Genomic DNA, 17,419 nt, shown 5'->3' on the forward strand with positions numbered 1-17,419 from the left:
GCGGCCGGTATGGTCCGCGCCGGTCGACTACGCGTCAGGCAGGTTGCAGTTCGTACGACGCCTCGCGGTGGAAGGTCGCGTCGATGCCCTTTTCCTCTTCGTCGGGGGAGATGCGGATGCCCATCGTCATCTTGATGGCGAGGGCGATGATGCCTGCGACGACGAACGAGTAGATCATCACCGCGCCCGCCGCGACGGCCTGCCGCCACCGCTGGTCGAACCCGCCTCCGTAGAACAGGCCGTTGATGCCGTTGGGCATCGACTCGCTGGCCAGGAATCCGATCAGCAGGGTGCCGACGACTCCGCCGACCAGGTGAACACCGACCACGTCGAGCGAGTCGTCGTAGCCGAAGCGCTCCTTCAGGCCCACCGCGTACACGCAGACGGCACCCGCGATGGCCCCGAGGATGATGGCGCCGACGGGCGTCACCGAACCGCAAGCGGGGGTGATCGCGACGAGTCCGGTGATCGCACCGGACGCTGCGCCGACGCCTGTGACGTGGCCGTCCTTGATCTTCTCGACCGCGATCCAGGCCAGGGTCGCGGCGCACGTCGCCACGAACGTGGTCACCATGACGATCGAGGCCGAGTTACCCGCGGCCAGTGCCGACCCGCCGTTGAATGCGTACCACCCCGCCCACAGCAGGCCGGCGCCGAGCAGTGTCAGCGGAACGTTGTGCGGCTTGCGCAGCTGTCCCCAGCCGGCCGACTTGCCGAGCACGATCGCGACGGCCAGCGCTGCCGCGCCGGCGTTGATGTGCACCGCGGTGCCGCCCGCGAAGTCGATGGCGGCGAGCTTGTTGGCGATCCAGCCGCCGACGGAGTCCTCGGTCACCACACCGTCGAACGCGAAAACCCAGTGCGCCACGGGGAAGTACACCAGCACCGCCCACACGGCGGCGAAGACCATCCAGGCGCCGAACTTCATCCGGTCGGCCACGGCGCCGGAGATCAGCGCGACGGTGATCGCCGCGAACAGCGCCTGGAACAACGCGAACAGTGTTATCGGGAGCCCGGCGATCGTGGTGTTCGACTCGAGCAGGTCCTTCATTCCGGCGAATTCGGTGATGCTGCCGAGGAATCCGCCGTAGGAGGTCCCGAACGTCAAGGAGAAACCGAACAGCACCCACAGCACACCGACGATCGCGCACGCGCCGAAGGTCATCATCATCATGTTGGTCGAGCTCTTGACGGACACCATGCCGCCGTAGAAGAGAGCGAGCCCGGGGATCATCAGCGTGAGGCCGATGATGCAACACAGCATGAACGCTGTGGTCCCTGTATCTACATCCATTTATGTCTCCTGAAGTGATGCGGCCCGCCACGGACCGTTCACTGTCAGTAACCGTTGTTTCTGTTACGTGGATCGCCTCGCGATGTTGCCTGCGCGTTAATAGTCGGCGGGTCGCTAGAGTTCAGCGATGAGACTTGATCGACGGTGGTGGCTCGCCATCGGCGTTGCGGTCGTCGTCGCTGTCGTGTTGGTGTTGTCGAACACCGTCTTCAAAGGGCCTTCCGAGGAGTGCAAGCCCGTGCAGGCCTTCCTCGACTACAACAAGTCACAGGGCGAGCTGATCGCCTCTAAGGAATCCGACAGCGACCCGGCTGTACCGACGGTGGCCGAGGACGCCGCGTACCAGCAATGGGCCGACGGTATGGCCCAGCGTGCACAGAACATCAACGACCCCAACCTCGCGGCCACCGCCATCCAGGTCGCCGATGCGGCCTCCAAATTCGTCGCGATGCTTCCGCGGGCGAGGGCCGAGTCTGAGAATCACGCGCCGGGCGCGCCTGCGCCGCCGTCGTTTTTCGAGATGACGCTTCTGAACAAGCGCATCGGGGACGGACTCAGCCAGCTGGCGGACGCCTGCAGCTGACCGGCGGACAAAATAGGGTGCGTCAAACCCTTATCCTTGTTGGGATTGTGCCGGACCCATGACCGCGGTCCCAACCACCTGAAAGGCATGCCCAGTGGCGCTCGTCGTGCAGAAGTACGGCGGATCCTCGGTATCGGACGCCGAGCGGATCCGCCGCGTCGCCGAGCGCATCGTCGAGACCAAGAAGGCAGGTCACGACGTCGTCGTCGTGGTGTCGGCGATGGGTGACACCACCGACGACCTGCTCGATCTGGCCCGGCAGGTCTCCCCGGCCCCGCCCGCGCGCGAGATGGACATGCTGCTGACCTCGGGTGAGCGGATCTCGAACGCGCTGGTCGCGATGGCCATCGACTCGCTCGGTGCGCAGGCGCGGTCGTTCACCGGATCGCAGGCCGGCGTGATCACGACCGGGACCCACGGCAACGCCAAGATCATCGACGTCACCCCCGGCCGTCTCCAGGAAGCGCTCGACCAGGGTCTGATAGTCCTGGTCGCCGGATTCCAGGGGGTCAGCCAGGACAGCAAGGACGTCACCACGCTCGGCCGCGGCGGATCCGATACCACCGCCGTCGCGCTCGCCGCGGCGCTGAACGCCGACGTGTGCGAGATCTACACCGATGTCGACGGCATCTTCACCGCGGACCCCCGCATCGTGCCCAACGCCAAGCACCTCGACACCGTGAGCTTCGAGGAGATGCTCGAGATGGCCGCCTGCGGGGCCAAGGTGCTGATGCTGCGCTGCGTGGAATACGCCCGTCGCTACGACGTTCCGATTCACGTCCGCTCGTCGTACACGGACAAGCCAGGCACTCTCGTCAAAGGATCGATGGAGGACATCCCGATGGAAGACGCCATCCTGACCGGAGTCGCGCATGACCGCAGCGAGGCCAAGGTCACCGTCGTGGCCCTGCCCGACGTTCCCGGCTACGCCGCCAAGGTGTTCCGTGCGGTCGCCGACGCCGACGTGAACATCGACATGGTGCTGCAGAACATCTCCAAGGTCGAGGACGGTAAGACCGACATCACGTTCACTTGCTCGCGCGAGAGCGGGCCGGGCGCGGTGGAGAAGCTGACCGCCCTGCAGGACGAGATCGGCTTCTCCAAGGTGCTCTACGACGACCACATCGGCAAGGTGTCGCTCGTCGGTGCGGGTATGCGCAGCCACCCCGGCGTCACCGCGAAGTTCTGTGAGGCGCTCGCCGAGGTCGGGGTGAACATCGACCTCATCTCCACCTCCGAGATCCGAATCTCGGTGTTGGTCAAGGACACTGAGCTGGACAAGGCCGTCGTCGCGCTGCACGAGGCGTTCGGCCTCGGCGGTGACGAGGAGGCTGTTGTGTACGCGGGAACGGGACGTTAGGTCCAAGGTGTGGGGGTACCTCCCGCGCGTAGCGTAGGGGGACGAAGCGACGGGATCAAAGATGGTCAACATCGGAGTAGTCGGCGCGACCGGGCAGGTCGGCCAGGTCATGCGCACGCTGCTGGAGGAGCGCGACTTTCCCGCCACCAGCGTGCGGTTCTTCGCGTCGTCGCGTTCCCAGGGCAAGAAGCTGCCCTTCCGCGGCCAGGAGATCGAGGTCGAGGACGCCGAGACCGCAGATCCGGCAGGGCTGGACATCGCGTTGTTCTCGGCGGGCGCGACGATGTCGAAAGTGCAGGCTCCCCGGTTCGCCGAGGCCGGCGCCGTCGTCATCGACAACTCCTCGGCATGGCGCAAGGACCCCGACGTCCCGCTGGTCGTCAGCGAGGTCAACTTCGCACGCGATATCGGAAACCGCGCTCGGTCTCTCAAGCGGGGCATCATCGCCAACCCGAACTGCACGACGATGGCCGCGATGCCGGTGCTGAAGGTGCTGCACGACGAGGCGTCTCTGGTGCGCATGATCGCGTCCACCTACCAGGCGGTCTCGGGCAGTGGAATCGCGGGCGTGGAGGAGCTGCATGCGCAGGCCAGCGCCGTCGTCGCCAACAGCAGGGACCTGGTGGCCGACGGGAGCGCACTCGACTTCCCGGCCCCGGCGAAGTACGTCGCGCCGATCGCCTTCAACGTGGTGCCGCTCGCGGGTGCACTCGTGGACGACGGTTCCGGTGAGACCGACGAGGACCAGAAGCTGCGCAACGAGAGCCGCAAGATCCTCGGCATCCCGGACCTTCTGGTGAGCGGTACGTGCGTGCGGGTTCCGGTGTACACGGGCCATTCGCTGTCGATCAACGCCGAGTTCGCCGAGCCGCTATCCGTCGCGCGCGCAACCGAACTGCTGGCCGACGCGCCGGGGGTGAAACTGGTGGATGTGCCCACCCCACTGGCGGCCGCCGGCATCGACGAGACGTTGGTCGGCCGTATCCGCCAGGATCCCGGAGTGCCGGAGGGCCGCGGGTTGGCGTTGTTCCTGTCGGGCGACAACCTGCGAAAAGGTGCGGCGCTGAACACCATTCAGATCGCCGAGCTGCTGGCCGCCGAGCTCTGAACGTCGGGTGACTTCCCGCTGGGCCGTCGCAGGCGCAGCCATCGGTCTATGGCTGGCGTCGTCCCCATGGGCCCACGCGGATCCGCCGTCGCCCATCCCTGATCCGGTCCTGCATCCGCTCGCGCCCGGTCAGGTCATCCGAATCGGCCCAACGGCCGGGACGGGTACGCCGACAAGGGATTACGGTATCGGTGCCACCGACCTCTGCGAGTTCATGGAGTTTCCCAGCGGCATCCTTCAGGTCTGCGGTGACAGTTTCGCCGGCCAGGCGGTCGGCTTCGGCGGGTGGTATTCGCCGATCGCGCTGCACGTCGAATCCGATTCGATCGACGATCCCAACGGTGTGCGCTACGACGCGGTGAGGGGTATCGACAAGCCGCTGCTGGGCGATCCCACCGAGCCGGGGACCTCACAGCTACCCGCCGGCGTGGTGCAGATAAACCGCGAGAACTACCTGTTGGTGACCACAGTGCGCGACCTCAAGCCGCTGACATCGCGACTGGTGAAAGCGGATGCCGCACAGAGTAACTGGCAGACAGTTCCAGGTTCGGTCCGCGACGCGACCTATGAGAACTCTTGGCAGTCGCAGATCAGTGGCTACTACGACCCGATCCCTCGGCCGGACTCCGAGAGCGGATGGGTGTACATCGTCGCGAACAACTTCGACCGCACTGGACCGTTGGTGTTGTATCGCGCGCAGCCCAAGACCTTCACCGATCGCTCCAGCTGGCAGGGCTGGTCGACGGAACTGGGCTGGGGGCAGCCGCCAACTCCGTTGTGGCCGGACATGATCGGTGAGATGAGCATCCGCCAGATCGACGGCAAGACGGTGCTGTCGTACTTCAACGCGACCACCGGGAACATGGAGGTGCGAGTCGCCCATGACCCGACCGGTCTGGGGACAGCCCCGGTGACGACGGTCGTCGTGGCCACCGAATGGCCGAATCCCGTGGAACACCTTGGGCCGGCGGAGAACAACCGGTTGGCACAGCCCTACGGCGGATACATTTCACCCGGTTCCACTCTGGACGAACTGAGGGTGTTCGTCAGCCAGTGGAACACCACCGCCCGCGGCGGGACGCCGTACCGGGTCATCCAATTCGCGGTGAACCCGTTCAAACCCTAATCAGACCTTGACAAGCCCTCCTCGTGCTCGGTGACCAGCCAGCGGGCCACGTCTACGAGCTTGATGTTGGTTTCCTGCGATGCGCGGGTCAGCATGGCGAAAGCCTGCACTCCGGTGAGGTTGTCGCGCTGCATGAGCAACCCCTTGGCCTGCCCGATGATGTCGCGGCTGGCAAGTCCCGTCTGGAACTGGACCGCCGCCGCCGAGTCCGCCATCGCGACAGCAGCGTGCCGGGCCAGGATCATTCCGGTCTCCACCGAATCGTCGCTGAACCCACCGGCCTCAGTGCCGTACACGTTGAGGGCGCCGAGCTTGCCGCGCCGCACGAACAGCTGAAATGACAGCACGCTTCGCACGCCCAGTTCCACTGCCTGGTTTGCGAATTGCGGCCATCTGGTATCGAATTTCGTATCGTCGATGCGCACGGTCTGCTGATCTCTCAGGGCCGTGAGGCAGGGGCCGTCGCCCAACTCCACCTGCAAATCTTCCAGCTTGGCGACGATCGGATCGGTCGGGACTTTGACGACCACTCGTTCGCCGTCGATGAGAGAGATGCCGGCCCACCGCGCCCCAGGCACGATTTCCGCGGCCGCGTCGACAATGGTCTGCAAAGTGTCTTGGCTGTCCGCCTGGCCCTGCATCTCGACGGCCAGGTTTCCCAGTGTCTGCGCCAAGACGTGGCTGGATTCTCGGTGCATGGTTGGGGATTACCCCGGGTCGGCGCTATCCATTCAACGAAGTTCGTCACAGCCGTTGACCTCGTATGACAGGCCGAACAAGTGTGACTCCGCGCGTGAGCTCAGGCCGTCAAAGACTTGGTGGCGGGGCCCTCGAGCAGGCTGCCGTCGGGGGCGAAACGGGAGCCGTGCAGCGGGCACTCCCAGGTGCAGTCCGCGTCGTTCCAGCTCACAATGCCGCCGAGGTGCGGACACACGGGAGAGACAACGTGCGTCTCACCGTTGACCGTGCTCTGTGCCCGCAGGTGCCAAGGAGGTCCGGTCACCACGCCGTCGCCTTCGCTCGGCGTGGCCGTCGAGGCGACGATCGGCGTCACCCAGCCCTTGGCCAAGTTGAACCCCACCTCGAGGTTCGACATCAGCGCTGTGGCGAGGCCGGCGGCTTCATGTGGGCTCCAACTCGCGAACGCGCGACGCCAGTCCATCCGGCCGCCGAGCATCTGCGACGAGAGCGCCAGCGCCGCCGCGACGCCGTTGGACATCCCCCACTTGTCGAAACCTGTAGCGACGAAGATTCTGTCGAACTTCGGCAGCAGCGGCCCCACATACGGGAGCTCGTCGATCGGCTTGTAGTCCTGGGCGGACCAGACGTGGGTCCGAACGGCGCCCGGATAGTGCAGGACGGCCCATTTCGTCATCTCTTCGATACCGGCCGCCGCTGAATCGGCGCGTCCGACGGTATGCCCAGCGCCGCCGACGACGAGCTTTTCTCCCCCGGCAGTCGGCGCGTAGCGCACCGAGCGAGTAGGCGAGTCCACGGAGAGGAACATGGAACGGGTGATGTCGCCGGGTACGTCGAACGCCAGGCAGTAGGAGCGCTGGGGCTTGACCCTGGCGAAGAATCCGCCTCGGTCCAAGATCGGGATGCCGGTCGCGAGCACAACCTGCTGCGCCGTCAGAGAAACCTGTTGCTGCTCTGAGGTTTCCGGTAGCTGCACGGAAACCTGCAGTGGACCCGTGCCGGAGATCGAAGTGACTCGAACACCCTGCAGCAACGTGCCGCCATGCGTTTCGAGCTCGGTCACCAGACGGTTGAGGAACGGCATGGGATCGATCTGCGCCTGGTCCGGCAGTCGAACCCCGCCGCGGAACGGGAACGGAACGTCCGCCTGCTCGACCCACTCGGCGCTGTCGAGTCCGGCTGCCCTGGCGGCTGACAGCACCGACCTCGCGGTGTCCACGCCGTCGGCCGCCTGGGCGTAGGCATAGTCGTCTTCGCGCTGGACATCGAGACCGTGTTCCTCGCAGTAGCGAAGTAGCCACTCGCGGCCCTCGGTATTTCCGGTGACGTAATCCCGCAGCACCTCTTGCCCGTGCTTCTTGGCGATACGTGAGAGCTTGGTGCCCTGCAGCAGGCTCACCTTCCCCGTGGTGTTACCGGTCGCCCCGGCACCGACGTACTGGGCTTCGACGACGGTGACGCGTTTACCCGCCCTGGCCAGCAGCACAGCTGTGGTGAGGCCGGTGATCCCCGCGCCGACGACCACCACGTCGGAGGCATCCCGGAGAATCTCGTCGCGCGGAGTACCGGCGGATTCGGCCGCGTCGGCCAGCCATAGCGAGGTCATGGCGCCAGAACTACCCGGCCCGGGGGCCGCCAAACGTCGAAAACCTTGCCTGCCGGATGGCAAAACCTTCCCTCCCACAAGCGAACTCTGCCTTTGGGCGATTACCTGTTCCCGGCATGCTCGGGCCATTTCTTCAGCGATGACGCACCCCCTGACAGAGCCGATCCCATTCCGCACACAGCTGATTCATAGGCGATACATGACGGGCACATCAGTACGGTGGGCATGATCGTGGGCATGAGCGAAACATCGGCATCCCCGGAACCCGCGACCGGCCCCGTCGTCACCGCGCCCCCCGCACAGCCCGTGGTGCGCGGGGAACCCCGGCGGTCCAAGGCGACCCTCGTCGCCGCCTGGGTCGGCATCGTCGCGGGTGTGGTGTTCATCGTCGCGGTCATCTTCTTCTCCGGGTTCATCCTCGGAGCTCAGAGTTCAGGGCACCGCGGCGGACACGGTGGCCCAGGGGGTGACGGCGGTATGGCGTTCATCCACCGCGGACCGCCCCCGCCGGGCATGTTCCCGATGATGCCGCGCGGCGAGTTCGGCCCCGGCCCGGGTTTCGGCCCCGGCCCGGGTTTCGGCCCCGGTGGTCCTCGTTCCGAGCCGCCGCCGCCATCCCCGGGCGCGACGCCGCCGTCGCGCCCCTAGCCCTCGTCGAAATCCGCTTTCTGCAGAGAAAGTTCGAGTAACCGTCTGCAAAAAGCGGATTTCGATGTCCAGCGATGTTTGGAACCGATCCATTCAGGGTGAATCAACACGACGAGGCACAGCCCACAGCCTCCTCGAGGAGATGACACCTGATGACCGAGAAGTTCACTACCACAGATGCCGGGGCCCCGGCCCCCAGCGTCGAACATTCACTGACCGTCGGCCCCGACGGCCCGATCCTGCTCCAGGACCACTACCTGATCGAGCAGATGGCCAACTTCAATCGGGAACGCATTCCCGAGCGGCAGCCCCACGCCAAGGGCGGCGGTGCGTTCGGTCAGTTCGAGGTCACCCATGACGTCAGCCAGTGGACCAAGGCGGCGTTTCTGCAGCCCGGCGCCAAGACCGAGATGGTCGCCAGGTTCTCCACCGTCGCCGGTGAGCGCGGCAGCCCGGACACCTGGCGTGACCCGCGCGGGTTCGCGCTGAAGTTCTACACGTCCGACGGCAACTTCGACATGGTCGGCAACAACACCCCGGTGTTCTTCGTGCGTGACCCGATGAAATTCCAGAACTTCATCCGCTCGCAGAAGCGGATGGCCGCCAACAATCTTCGCGACCACCACATGCAGTGGGACTTCTGGACGCTATCCCCGGAGTCTGCGCACCAGGTCACCTGGCTGATGGGTGACCGCGGCATCCCCAAGACGTGGCGGCACATGAATGGCTACTCCAGCCACACCTACAGCTGGCTCAACGCCAACGACGAGCTGTTCTGGGTCAAGTACCACTTCAAGACCGACCAGGGCATCGACTTCCTCACCCAGGCGGACGCCGATCGGCTGGCCGGCGAGGACGGCGACTACCACCAGCGCGACCTGTTCACCTCGATCGAGGACGGCAACTTCCCGAGCTGGACCTTGCACGTGCAGATCATGCCGTTCGAGGACGCCAAGACCTACCGGTTCAATCCCTTCGACCTCACCAAGGTGTGGCCGCATGGCGACTACCCGCTGCACGAAGTCGGGAAGATGACCCTGAACCGCAACGTCGAGGACTACCACGCGCAGATGGAGCAGGCCGCCTTCGAGCCGAACAACATCGTGCCGGGCACCGGATTGAGCCCGGACAAGATGCTGCTGGCCCGCGGGTTCTCCTACTCCGATGCCCACCGCGCCAGGCTCGGCGTCAACTACAAGCAGATTCCCGTCAACGAGCCGCACACAGAGGTGCGCGCGTATTCCAAGGACGGCGCGATGCGAATCCGCAATGCGACCGATCCCGTCTACACGCCGAACTCGATGGGCGGCCCGGAGGTCGACCCGAAGCGCGCTGCCGAGGTGCACTGGGCGTCCGATGGGGACATGGTTCGCACGGCCTATGCACTGCGCGCCGAGGACGACGACTGGGGACAGGCGGGCACACTGGTCCGCGAAGTCCTCGACGACGCCGCTCGGGATCGATTGGCACACAACATCATCGGGCACGTCCTTGATGGCGTTCGCGAGCCGGTGCTATCGCGTGTCTTCCAGTACTGGACGAACGTCGACCCCGATCTCGGTAAGAAGATCGAGGAAGGCGTACGCGCCAAACAGGGCGGCGCCGACGGCTAGCGGGCAGACGGCCACCTTGCCGTCTGCAGCAGGGCTGGCATGATCAGGGCCATGAGCATCGAAGTTGTTTTCACGTCAGAATCCACCGCGACCGGAGGCGGCCGCGAAGGCCATGTGAAGTCCTCGACCGGCCGTATCGACCTGGACACCAACCATCCAAAAGAGATGGGTGGCAGCGGCGTGGGCACCAACCCCGAGGAGTTGTTCTCGGCTGGCTACGCCGCGTGCTTCCTCGGCGCGCTGCGTGCGGTCGCGGGCAAGGAGAAGATCGACGTCGACGATGCCAGCGCGATCACCGCGCAGGTCGGATTCGGTAAGGACCCCGACGGCGGGTTCGCCATCAACGCCCACCTGATCGGCTACCTGCCCGGCTTCGAGCAGGCCGCCGCGGAGGAGCTGATGGAGAAGGCACACCAGTTCTGCCCGTACTCCAAGGCCACTCGCGGCAACATCGACGTCAAGCTGTCGGCGAAGGTCTAGTTCGTGATGCCTCGGCGGCTCGCCGTCCTCGCCGGCGTCGGTGTTGCCGCCGGCCTGTCGTTGACGGCGCCGCCGGGGGAGGCTTCGGCGCGACCGTCCGATCCGGGCGTCGTGAATTACGCGGTGCTGGCCAAGGGTTCGGTGGGCAACATCATCGGGGCGCCGATGCGGTTCGAGTCGACGTTCACCGCGCCGTTCCAGTCGTTCTATGTCGACAACGCCGCGTGCAACAACTGGGCCGACGTGGGTCTGCCCGACGTCTACGCGGATCCGGACCTGGCGTCGTTCAACGGCGCGGTGGCGCAGACCGGGCCCAGCGACCAGACCCATTTCGTCAAGCAGGCGGTCGGCGTCTTCGCCACCAATGACGCCGCCGACCGGGCTTTCCGCCGCCTCGTCGACCGCACTCTGGGCTGCAACGGCCAGACCACCGCGATGCACCTGGACAACATGTCGACCCAGGTGTGGACCTTCACCGGCGGTCCGGCCGGCGCCACCGACGCGGACTGGGTCAAGCAGGAGATCGGAGCCGGGCCGCCGGCGACACCGGGCCAAGCCACCGACCGCCGCTGCTTCAACACGACGCGTAAGCGCGAGAACGTTCTGCTACAGGCGAAAGTCTGTCAGTCCGGTAACGGGGGTCCAGCGGTGAACGTGCTGGCCGGTGCCATGCAGAACACCTTGGGTCAGTAACCGCGCGAACATCTGGGTACACCCACCAACGACGTCACAGAAAATTTCGTGGGACTTTGTCGGTGCGGTCTGGAAGATTTACTGAAGGACACGATCGTTCCCTACCCGGAAGGGGCCGGAAGACATGACCTTCGCCATGACGTCCGAGGTGGACGACGCACATCCGATCGAACCCCCGAATGGCGAACTGACCAGCGCCAACGACGCGCACCGCCACATCAGTGACCACTGTCTGAACGACGGTCCCGTAGGCCGGGTGGGCCTGGAGGTCGAGGCGCATTGCTTCGACCTGGCGGAGCCCACGCGCCGGCCTGGCTGGAATGAAATCACCGAGATCATCGGTGGCATTTCGGCGTTGCCCGGGGGTAGTGCGGTGACCGTCGAACCCGGCGGTGCCGTCGAGTTGTCGGGTCCGCCGATGGTCGGTCCGCTGCCGGCCATCGCCGCGATGCAGGCCGACCGTGCCGCGCTGCGCGCGACGTTCGCGCAGGCGGGTCTGGGGCTGGTGCTGCTCGGCGCCGATCCGCTGCGGCCGGCCAAACGCGTCAACCCCGGAGCTCGCTACCAGGCGATGGAGACGTTCTTCAAGGCCAGCGACACCGGAGCCGCCGGCGCGGCCATGATGACGTCGACGGCGTCGATCCAGATCAACGTCGACGCGGGTCCACACGCTGGCTGGGCCGACCGGGTGCGGCTCGCGCACGCACTCGGGCCGACCATGATCGCGATCGCCGCCAACTCACCCCTGCTCGGTGGCAAGTTCGCCGGATGGCGGTCGGCACGCCAACACGTATGGAGTCAGCTGGACTCGGCGCGCTGCGGACCCGTCCTCGGCGCCAGCGGTGACGACCCGGCCCGCGACTGGGCCCGCTACGCGCTGAAGGCGCCGGTCATGCTCGTCAAGAGTCCCGAGGTGATCCCGCTGACCACGTGGGTGCCGTTCGCCGACTGGGCTGACGGCCGCGTGCTGCTCGGCGACCGCAGGCCGACGCGCAGCGATTTGGATTACCACCTGACCACGCTGTTCCCGCCCGTCCGGCCGCGGCGCTGGCTCGAGATCCGCTACCTCGACAGCGTCCCGGACGCAGTGTGGCCCGCCGTGGTGTTCACGCTCGTCACGCTGCTCGACGATCCGGCGGCGGCCGATATCGCCGCGGAGGCCACCGAATCCGTTGCGACGGCGTGGGACCGCGCCGCGCAGATTGGCCTCGGTGACCGCAGGCTCGCCGACGCCGCCGCGGTATGTGTGCAGGCGGCCGCCGAACGTGCGCCCGCCGAACTCGAGGAATCGATGCAGCAGTTGGTGCGTTCGGTGGAACAGGGACGGTGCCCGGCCGACGATTTCTCCGACCGGGTCGTGAAGTACGGGATCGCACCGGCGGTCACGCAACTGGCGCAAGGGGAGTTGTGACGGTACGCGAGAGACTCGCCCGCGAACTCACGACGGCCCGCGACCGGACTCTGCGGCTGGTCGAGTTCGACGACGCCGAACTTCACCGCCAGTACGACCCGTTGATGAGCCCGCTCGTGTGGGACCTCGCCCACATCGGCTGGCAGGAAGAGCTGTGGCTGCTGCGGGGCAACGACCCCGGCCGGCCAGGACTCCTCGATCCCGCGGTGGAGCGGTGCTACGACGCGTTCCTCAACTCCCGCGCCAGCCGCGTTGACCTACCGTTGCTGTCGCCGGCCGAAGCCAGGTCGTACTGCTCGACCGTGCGCAACAAGGCGCTCGACCGCCTCGACGCGTTGCCCGAAGGCCGCGCGGATTCTGAGGCGGAGTTCGTCTTCGGTCTGGTGGTCAGCCATGAGAACCAGCACGACGAGACCATGCTGCAGGCGCTGAACCTGCGGACCGGGCCCGCGCTGCTGAACCGGGGAACGCCGCTGCCGTCGGGCCGGGCCGGCGTCGCGGGTACGTCGGTGCTCGTCCCCGGCGGTGAGTTCGTCCTCGGAGTGGACGCGGTCACCGAGCCGCACTCGCTGGACAACGAGCGTTGCGCGCACGTGGTCGACCTGCCCGCCTTCCGCATCGGCACGGTGCCCGTCACCAACGGCGAGTGGCGCGACTTCGTCGACGACGGCGGCTACGACCAACGGCACTGGTGGTCCGAACGCGGCTGGGCGCACCGGCAGGACTCGGATCTGCGGGCGCCGCAATTCTGGAACCTGGACGGTACCCGCACCCGCTTCGGACATGTCGAGGCCATCCCCGCCGACGAACCCGTCCAGCACGTCACCTTCTTCGAAGCCGAGGCATACGCCGCATGGGCGGGTGCGCGGCTACCCACCGAGCAGGAGTGGGAGAAGGCCTGCGCATGGGATCCCGCGGTGCAGGCACGACGCCGCTATCCCTGGGGATCGTCGGAACCGACGGCACATCTGGCGAACCTCGGCGGCGACGCGCTGCGGCCCGCGCCGGTGGGCGCGTATCCGGCGGGCGCATCGGCGTACGGCGCCGAACAGATGCTGGGCGACGTGTGGGAGTGGACCACGTCGCCGCTGCGGCCGTGGCCGGGCTTCACCCCGATGCTCTACGAGCAGTACTCCGCCCCGTTCTTCGAGGGGTCTGGGGATGGCGACTACAAGGTGCTGCGCGGCGGGTCGTGGGCGGTCGCGCCGAGCATCCTGCGGCCCAGCTTCCGCAACTGGGACCATCCGATCCGCAGGCAGATCTTCTCCGGTGTGCGTCTGGCGTGGTCCGTCGAGGAAGATCGAGCCTGATGTGCCGTCACCTCGGCTGGCTCGGCAGGTCGGTGTCCGTCGCGTCACTGCTGCTGGAGCCGGCGAACGGCCTTCTGGTGCAGTCGTATTCACCGCGGCGACAGAAGCATGGCCTGATGAACGCCGACGGCTGGGGGGTCGGGTTCTTCGACGAACACACACCGCGACGCTGGCGCAGCGCCGCACCGCTGTGGGGAGACGCATCGTTCGCGTCGGTGGCGCCCGCGTTGCGCAGCGGGTGCATCGTCGCGGCCGTACGCTCTGCGAGCGTCGGCATGCCCATCGAGCCGTCGGCGTCGGCACCTTTCACCGACGGTCACTGGCTGCTGTCGCACAACGGGCTCGTCGACCGCGCGGTCCTGCCGTTGTCGGCGAAGGCCGAATCGACCTGCGATAGCGCGGTGTTGGCGGCGCTGATCTTCGAGCGCGGGCTGGACGCGCTCGGGGACACCATCGTCGAGGTCGCCGCCGCGGACCCCAATGCCCGCCTGAACATACTGGCGGGCAACGGTTCTCGCCTGCTGGCCACCACGTGGGGCGACACCCTTTCGGCGCTGAGACGTGACGACGGCGTCGTGTTGGCCAGCGAGCCCTACGATGACAACCCCGGCTGGCAGGAAATCCCCGATCGCCACCTGGTCTCGGTTCTCGGCCGGGACATCGAACTGATCCCGCTGAAAGGATCGTGATGACGTTCGCCCTCTCGAACTACTTGTCAGCCGACTCGGCAGGACAAGCGCTGCGCCGCGATGTGCGCGACGGTTTGACGCAGACCCCGAAATCGTTGCCGCCCAAGTGGTTCTATGACTCCGCGGGTAGCGATCTGTTCGACCAGATCACCCGTTTGCCCGAGTACTATCCCACGCGCACCGAGGCGCAGATCCTGCGCGAGCGGTCGGCCGAGATCGTGGCCGCGTCGGGGGCGGACACGCTCGTCGAGCTGGGCAGCGGCACGTCGGAGAAGACCCGTATGCTGCTCGATGCCCTGCGCGACAACGGATCCCTGCGGCGGTTCATACCGTTCGACGTCGACGCGTCGGTACTCAAGGCCGCCGGATCCGCCATCGAGAAGGAATACCCGGGCATCGAGATCGACGCGGTGTGCGGCGACTTCGAGGAGCATCTGGGCAAGATCCCCCGGGTTGGCCGCCGGCTGGTCGTCTTCCTCGGGTCGACGATCGGAAACCTCACGCCCGGGCCGCGCGCCGAGTTCCTCACCGCGTTGGCGGAGACGCTGCAGCCCGGCGACAGTCTGCTGCTGGGCACCGATCTGGTCAAGGACGCCGATCGACTGGTGCGCGCTTACGACGACAGCGCAGGCGTCACCGCACAGTTCAACCGCAACGTGCTGGCCGTGGTCAACCGTGAGCTGGACGCGGACTTCGACCTCGACTCGTTCGAGCACATCGCGAAATGGAACACCGACGAGGAGCGCATAGAGATGTGGCTGCGCGCCGGCCACGCCCAGCGGGTGCAGGTGAAGGCACTCGACCTCGCGATCGAGTTCGCCGACGGTGAGGAGATGCTCACCGAGGTGTCGTGCAAGTTCCGCCCTGACGGCGTCGCCGCCGAACTGGCCGACTCCGGCCTGCGCCGGACACATTGGTGGACCGACAGCGCCGGTGACTTCGGCCTGTCACTGTCGGAGCGGTGATGTCCGAGAGCCTCGCCGAGCAGTGGCGCGCGGCCAGGCCGCCCGTTGCGGGTGTGCATCTGGACAGTGCGGCGTGCTCGCGGCAGACGTTCGCGGTCATCGACGCCGCGGCGCAGCATGCCCGTCACGAAGCCGAGGTCGGCGGATATGTCGCCGCCGCGGCCGCCGCCCCGGTGCTGGACGCCGGTCGTGCAGCGCTCGGCGCGCTGACCGGTCTGGAGGGTGCCGACATCGCCTACACCACCGGCGCCAACAACGCGCTCGACATGCTGCTGTCCAGCTGGCCGGGTGAGCGCACCCTGGCCTGTCTGCCCGGTGAGTACGGACCGAACCTGGCGATCATGGCCGCCAACGGTTTTGACGTACGCCCGCTGCCCGTCGACGCTGACGGCCGGCTCGACGTCGAGGCCGCCGCCGAGACACTGAAGGCCGACCGGCCACCGCTGGTGCACCTGACGGCCTTGGCCAGCCACCGCGGTACCGCCCAGCCGATGGCGGCGCTGGCGGACGTGTGCCGAGACCTGGACGTTCCGCTGGTGATCGACGCGGCGCAGGCGCTGGGCCATCTCGACTGCGCCGTCGCGCCTTCGGCGATCTACAGTTCGTCACGCAAGTGGGTGGCCGGTCCACGCGGTGTCGGATTTTTGGGGGTGCGCGCGGATCTGGCGCAGCGACTCAAACCTCGGCTGCCCCCGCCGGAGTGGGGCATGTCGCTCACCGTCATGGAACGGCTCGAACACGGTGAAGCCAATGTGGCTGCCCGCGTTGGCTATTCGGTGGCGCTGGGCGAGTACCTGGCGGCCGGACCCGAACGGGTCGGCGAACGGCTTGCCGAGGTGGGCGCGATGACGCGCGAGGCCCTTGCCGATGTCAGGGGCTGGCGGGTGGTCGAGGCGGCCGACGAACCGACGGCGATCACGACACTGGAGCCCGTCGACGGGGCCGACCCGCAGCAGGTGCGGGCGCAGCTGATCGCCGAGCACGGCATCGTCACCACCTACGCCGAGACGCTGCGGGCCCCGTTCGAGATGGCGGCGCCCGTGCTTCGGGCGTCACCGCACGTCGATGTCACCGCTGAAGACCTCGAGCAGTTCGTCAAGGCGCTGGCGGCTTTGACCTAGGCGGATGTCGCCGGCTGCGCGGCTCCGGTGTCGCCCTTGTGCGCGGTGAGCAGAAACGCGGGCATTTTCTGCCTGCCCTTGTCGTCGTTCTCGAAGGGCGGCAACGTGAACGGGGCGTCGGCGGGCATGGCTGAGGACATGTTGGCGTGGATGAACGCGGGCCGGATCTCGTCGATGATCCAGTACTTCGAGACGGCTTGGCGCAGCTCCTCCTCGCTGACGGTGTTCGGGCCGAATTCCGCTCCCGGCGGGAACGCCCCGTTGGCGAACACGAGTATGTAGAACACCGCCCCCGGGGCTGCCGCCCGGTACGCCGAATGCAGATACCCGTCGCGGCCGTCTACCGGCAGCGAATGAAACAGGGTGCTGTCCACGATCGTGTTGAACCGTCCGTCGTATCCGGTGAACGACGTGATGTCGCCCTGGACGAACGACGCGCTGGTCAAACCGCGCTCCTCGGCGGCCCTGGTGGCAGCCGCGACGGCCGTCGGCGTCAGGTCGATCCCGACGACCGTGTGACCCTCGGCGGCCAACGCCAGCGACAATTCTGCGACTCCACACCCGGCGTCGAGCACGTCGCCGCGGATCTTCCCGCTCCTGATCAACGCAGCGAGCTCCGGCTGCGGCTCACCGATGTTCCACGGCGGCGGCCCTTGGAATTGGCCACTTCCTGGTAGGCGTCGTCCCATTCCATCACGTCGTCTGATGCCATG

16 protein-coding genes and 1 pseudogene are annotated in these 17,419 nt (G+C 66.8%); 13 read left to right on the forward strand and 4 right to left on the reverse strand.

The features are described from left to right. Positions 1–34 precede the first annotated feature (34 nt). Positions 35–1,294: an ammonium transporter gene (locus M1248_RS06555; protein ID WP_317147903.1), complete on the reverse strand. Its 1,260-nt coding sequence runs from the start codon at positions 1,292–1,294 to the stop codon at positions 35–37. Positions 1,295–1,421: 127 nt separating this feature from the next. On the opposite strand from M1248_RS06555, the gene M1248_RS06560 reads away from it, so the two are divergent. The 4 genes from M1248_RS06560 to M1248_RS06575 all read left to right on the forward strand — a co-directional run bounded on the left by M1248_RS06560 (position 1,422) and on the right by M1248_RS06575 (position 5,471). Continuing rightward, positions 1,422–1,877: a hypothetical protein gene (locus M1248_RS06560; RefSeq protein ID WP_317147904.1), complete on the forward strand. Its 456-nt coding sequence runs from the start codon at positions 1,422–1,424 to the stop codon at positions 1,875–1,877. Between the two features lie 94 nt (positions 1,878–1,971). Further along, positions 1,972–3,237 carry an aspartate kinase gene (locus M1248_RS06565; RefSeq protein ID WP_163731899.1) on the forward strand — a complete coding sequence of 422 codons (1,266 nt, stop codon included), beginning with the start codon at positions 1,972–1,974 and terminating at the stop codon, positions 3,235–3,237. A gap of 61 nt (positions 3,238–3,298) precedes the next feature. Then, positions 3,299–4,345, forward strand: coding sequence for an aspartate-semialdehyde dehydrogenase (locus M1248_RS06570; RefSeq protein WP_163731896.1), 1,047 nt, complete (start codon positions 3,299–3,301; stop codon positions 4,343–4,345). 7 nt (positions 4,346–4,352) lie between these two features. After that, the gene (locus M1248_RS06575; protein WP_410506633.1) at positions 4,353–5,471 is read left to right on the forward strand and encodes a DUF4185 domain-containing protein; all 1,119 of its coding nucleotides are present in this window, start codon (positions 4,353–4,355) and stop codon (positions 5,469–5,471) included. On the opposite strand, the gene M1248_RS06580 is transcribed toward M1248_RS06575, so the two are convergent. Together M1248_RS06580 and M1248_RS06585 are read right to left on the reverse strand one after the other, a co-directional pair. Continuing rightward, complete coding sequence (locus M1248_RS06580; protein WP_163731890.1) at positions 5,468–6,169, reverse strand: GAF and ANTAR domain-containing protein; 702 nt, start codon at positions 6,167–6,169, stop codon at positions 5,468–5,470. The two genes, M1248_RS06575 and M1248_RS06580, sit on opposite strands and share 4 nt — an antisense overlap. A 101-nt stretch (positions 6,170–6,270) precedes the next feature. Then, on the reverse strand, positions 6,271–7,776 hold the full coding sequence (locus M1248_RS06585) for an FAD-dependent oxidoreductase (RefSeq protein WP_317147905.1): 1,506 nt from the start codon (positions 7,774–7,776) through the stop codon (positions 6,271–6,273). Positions 7,777–8,013: 237 nt separating this feature from the next. Between M1248_RS06585 and M1248_RS06590 the strand changes: the two genes are divergently transcribed. From M1248_RS06590 to egtE, 9 genes are all read left to right on the forward strand, one after another. Beyond that, positions 8,014–8,424: a hypothetical protein gene (locus tag M1248_RS06590; RefSeq protein ID WP_317147906.1), complete on the forward strand. Its 411-nt coding sequence runs from the start codon at positions 8,014–8,016 to the stop codon at positions 8,422–8,424. Positions 8,425–8,576: 152 nt separating this feature from the next. Further along, positions 8,577–10,037: a catalase gene (locus M1248_RS06595; protein ID WP_317147907.1), complete on the forward strand. Its 1,461-nt coding sequence runs from the start codon at positions 8,577–8,579 to the stop codon at positions 10,035–10,037. Positions 10,038–10,088: 51 nt separating this feature from the next. After that, the gene (locus M1248_RS06600) at positions 10,089–10,517 is read left to right on the forward strand and encodes an organic hydroperoxide resistance protein (RefSeq protein ID WP_232076201.1); all 429 of its coding nucleotides are present in this window, start codon (positions 10,089–10,091) and stop codon (positions 10,515–10,517) included. A gap of 6 nt (positions 10,518–10,523) precedes the next feature. Beyond that, positions 10,524–11,210 carry a sensor domain-containing protein gene (locus M1248_RS06605; RefSeq protein WP_163737860.1) on the forward strand — a complete coding sequence of 229 codons (687 nt, stop codon included), beginning with the start codon at positions 10,524–10,526 and terminating at the stop codon, positions 11,208–11,210. A 124-nt stretch (positions 11,211–11,334) separates the two neighbouring features. Then, positions 11,335–12,621, forward strand: a complete 1,287-nt coding sequence (gene egtA / locus M1248_RS06610) for an ergothioneine biosynthesis glutamate--cysteine ligase EgtA (RefSeq protein ID WP_163731877.1) — start codon at positions 11,335–11,337, stop codon at positions 12,619–12,621. Continuing rightward, positions 12,618–13,931, forward strand: a complete 1,314-nt coding sequence (gene egtB / locus M1248_RS06615) for an ergothioneine biosynthesis protein EgtB (RefSeq protein WP_163731874.1) — start codon at positions 12,618–12,620, stop codon at positions 13,929–13,931. The genes egtA and egtB overlap by 4 nt, the downstream gene beginning before the upstream one ends. Further along, positions 13,931–14,620, forward strand: a complete 690-nt coding sequence (gene egtC / locus M1248_RS06620; RefSeq protein ID WP_163731871.1) for an ergothioneine biosynthesis protein EgtC — start codon at positions 13,931–13,933, stop codon at positions 14,618–14,620. The genes egtB and egtC overlap by 1 nt, the downstream gene beginning before the upstream one ends. Next, positions 14,620–15,585, forward strand: coding sequence for an L-histidine N(alpha)-methyltransferase (egtD, locus tag M1248_RS06625; protein WP_163731868.1), 966 nt, complete (start codon positions 14,620–14,622; stop codon positions 15,583–15,585). The genes egtC and egtD overlap by 1 nt, the downstream gene beginning before the upstream one ends. Further along, positions 15,585–16,706 carry an ergothioneine biosynthesis PLP-dependent enzyme EgtE gene (gene egtE, locus M1248_RS06630; RefSeq protein WP_317147908.1) on the forward strand — a complete coding sequence of 374 codons (1,122 nt, stop codon included), beginning with the start codon at positions 15,585–15,587 and terminating at the stop codon, positions 16,704–16,706. Before egtD ends, egtE begins: the two co-directional genes overlap by 1 nt. On the opposite strand, the pseudogene M1248_RS06635 reads toward egtE, so the two are convergent. Next, positions 16,703–17,418: pseudogene (locus M1248_RS06635) on the reverse strand (methyltransferase domain-containing protein). The gene egtE and the pseudogene M1248_RS06635 sit on opposite strands and share 4 nt — an antisense overlap. Position 17,419: the final 1 nt, after the last annotated feature.

The sequence above is a fragment of the Mycobacterium sp. 29Ha genome (assembly GCF_032883055.1).
In the GTDB taxonomy this organism is placed as follows: Bacteria; Actinomycetota; Actinomycetes; order Mycobacteriales; family Mycobacteriaceae; genus Mycobacterium; species Mycobacterium gallinarum.

Bases quoted from the DNA above. Each gene is read 5' to 3' on its own strand.
- M1248_RS06555 (WP_317147903.1), bottom strand. From the start codon at position 1,294: ATGGATGTAGATACAGGGACCACAGCGTTCATGCTGTGTTGCATCATC.
- M1248_RS06560 (WP_317147904.1), top strand. From the start codon at position 1,422: ATGAGACTTGATCGACGGTGGTGGCTCGCCATCGGCGTTGCGGTCGTC.
- M1248_RS06570 (WP_163731896.1), top strand. From the start codon at position 3,299: ATGGTCAACATCGGAGTAGTCGGCGCGACCGGGCAGGTCGGCCAGGTC.
- M1248_RS06580 (WP_163731890.1), bottom strand. From the start codon at position 6,169: ATGCACCGAGAATCCAGCCACGTCTTGGCGCAGACACTGGGAAACCTG.
- M1248_RS06585 (WP_317147905.1), bottom strand. From the start codon at position 7,776: ATGACCTCGCTATGGCTGGCCGACGCGGCCGAATCCGCCGGTACTCCG.
- M1248_RS06590 (WP_317147906.1), top strand. From the start codon at position 8,014: ATGAGCGAAACATCGGCATCCCCGGAACCCGCGACCGGCCCCGTCGTC.
- M1248_RS06595 (WP_317147907.1), top strand. From the start codon at position 8,577: ATGACCGAGAAGTTCACTACCACAGATGCCGGGGCCCCGGCCCCCAGC.
- M1248_RS06600 (WP_232076201.1), top strand. From the start codon at position 10,089: ATGAGCATCGAAGTTGTTTTCACGTCAGAATCCACCGCGACCGGAGGC.
- M1248_RS06605 (WP_163737860.1), top strand. From the start codon at position 10,524: ATGCCTCGGCGGCTCGCCGTCCTCGCCGGCGTCGGTGTTGCCGCCGGC.
- egtA (WP_163731877.1), top strand. From the start codon at position 11,335: ATGACCTTCGCCATGACGTCCGAGGTGGACGACGCACATCCGATCGAA.
- egtC (WP_163731871.1), top strand. From the start codon at position 13,931: ATGTGCCGTCACCTCGGCTGGCTCGGCAGGTCGGTGTCCGTCGCGTCA.
- egtD (WP_163731868.1), top strand. From the start codon at position 14,620: ATGACGTTCGCCCTCTCGAACTACTTGTCAGCCGACTCGGCAGGACAA.
- egtE (WP_317147908.1), top strand. From the start codon at position 15,585: ATGTCCGAGAGCCTCGCCGAGCAGTGGCGCGCGGCCAGGCCGCCCGTT.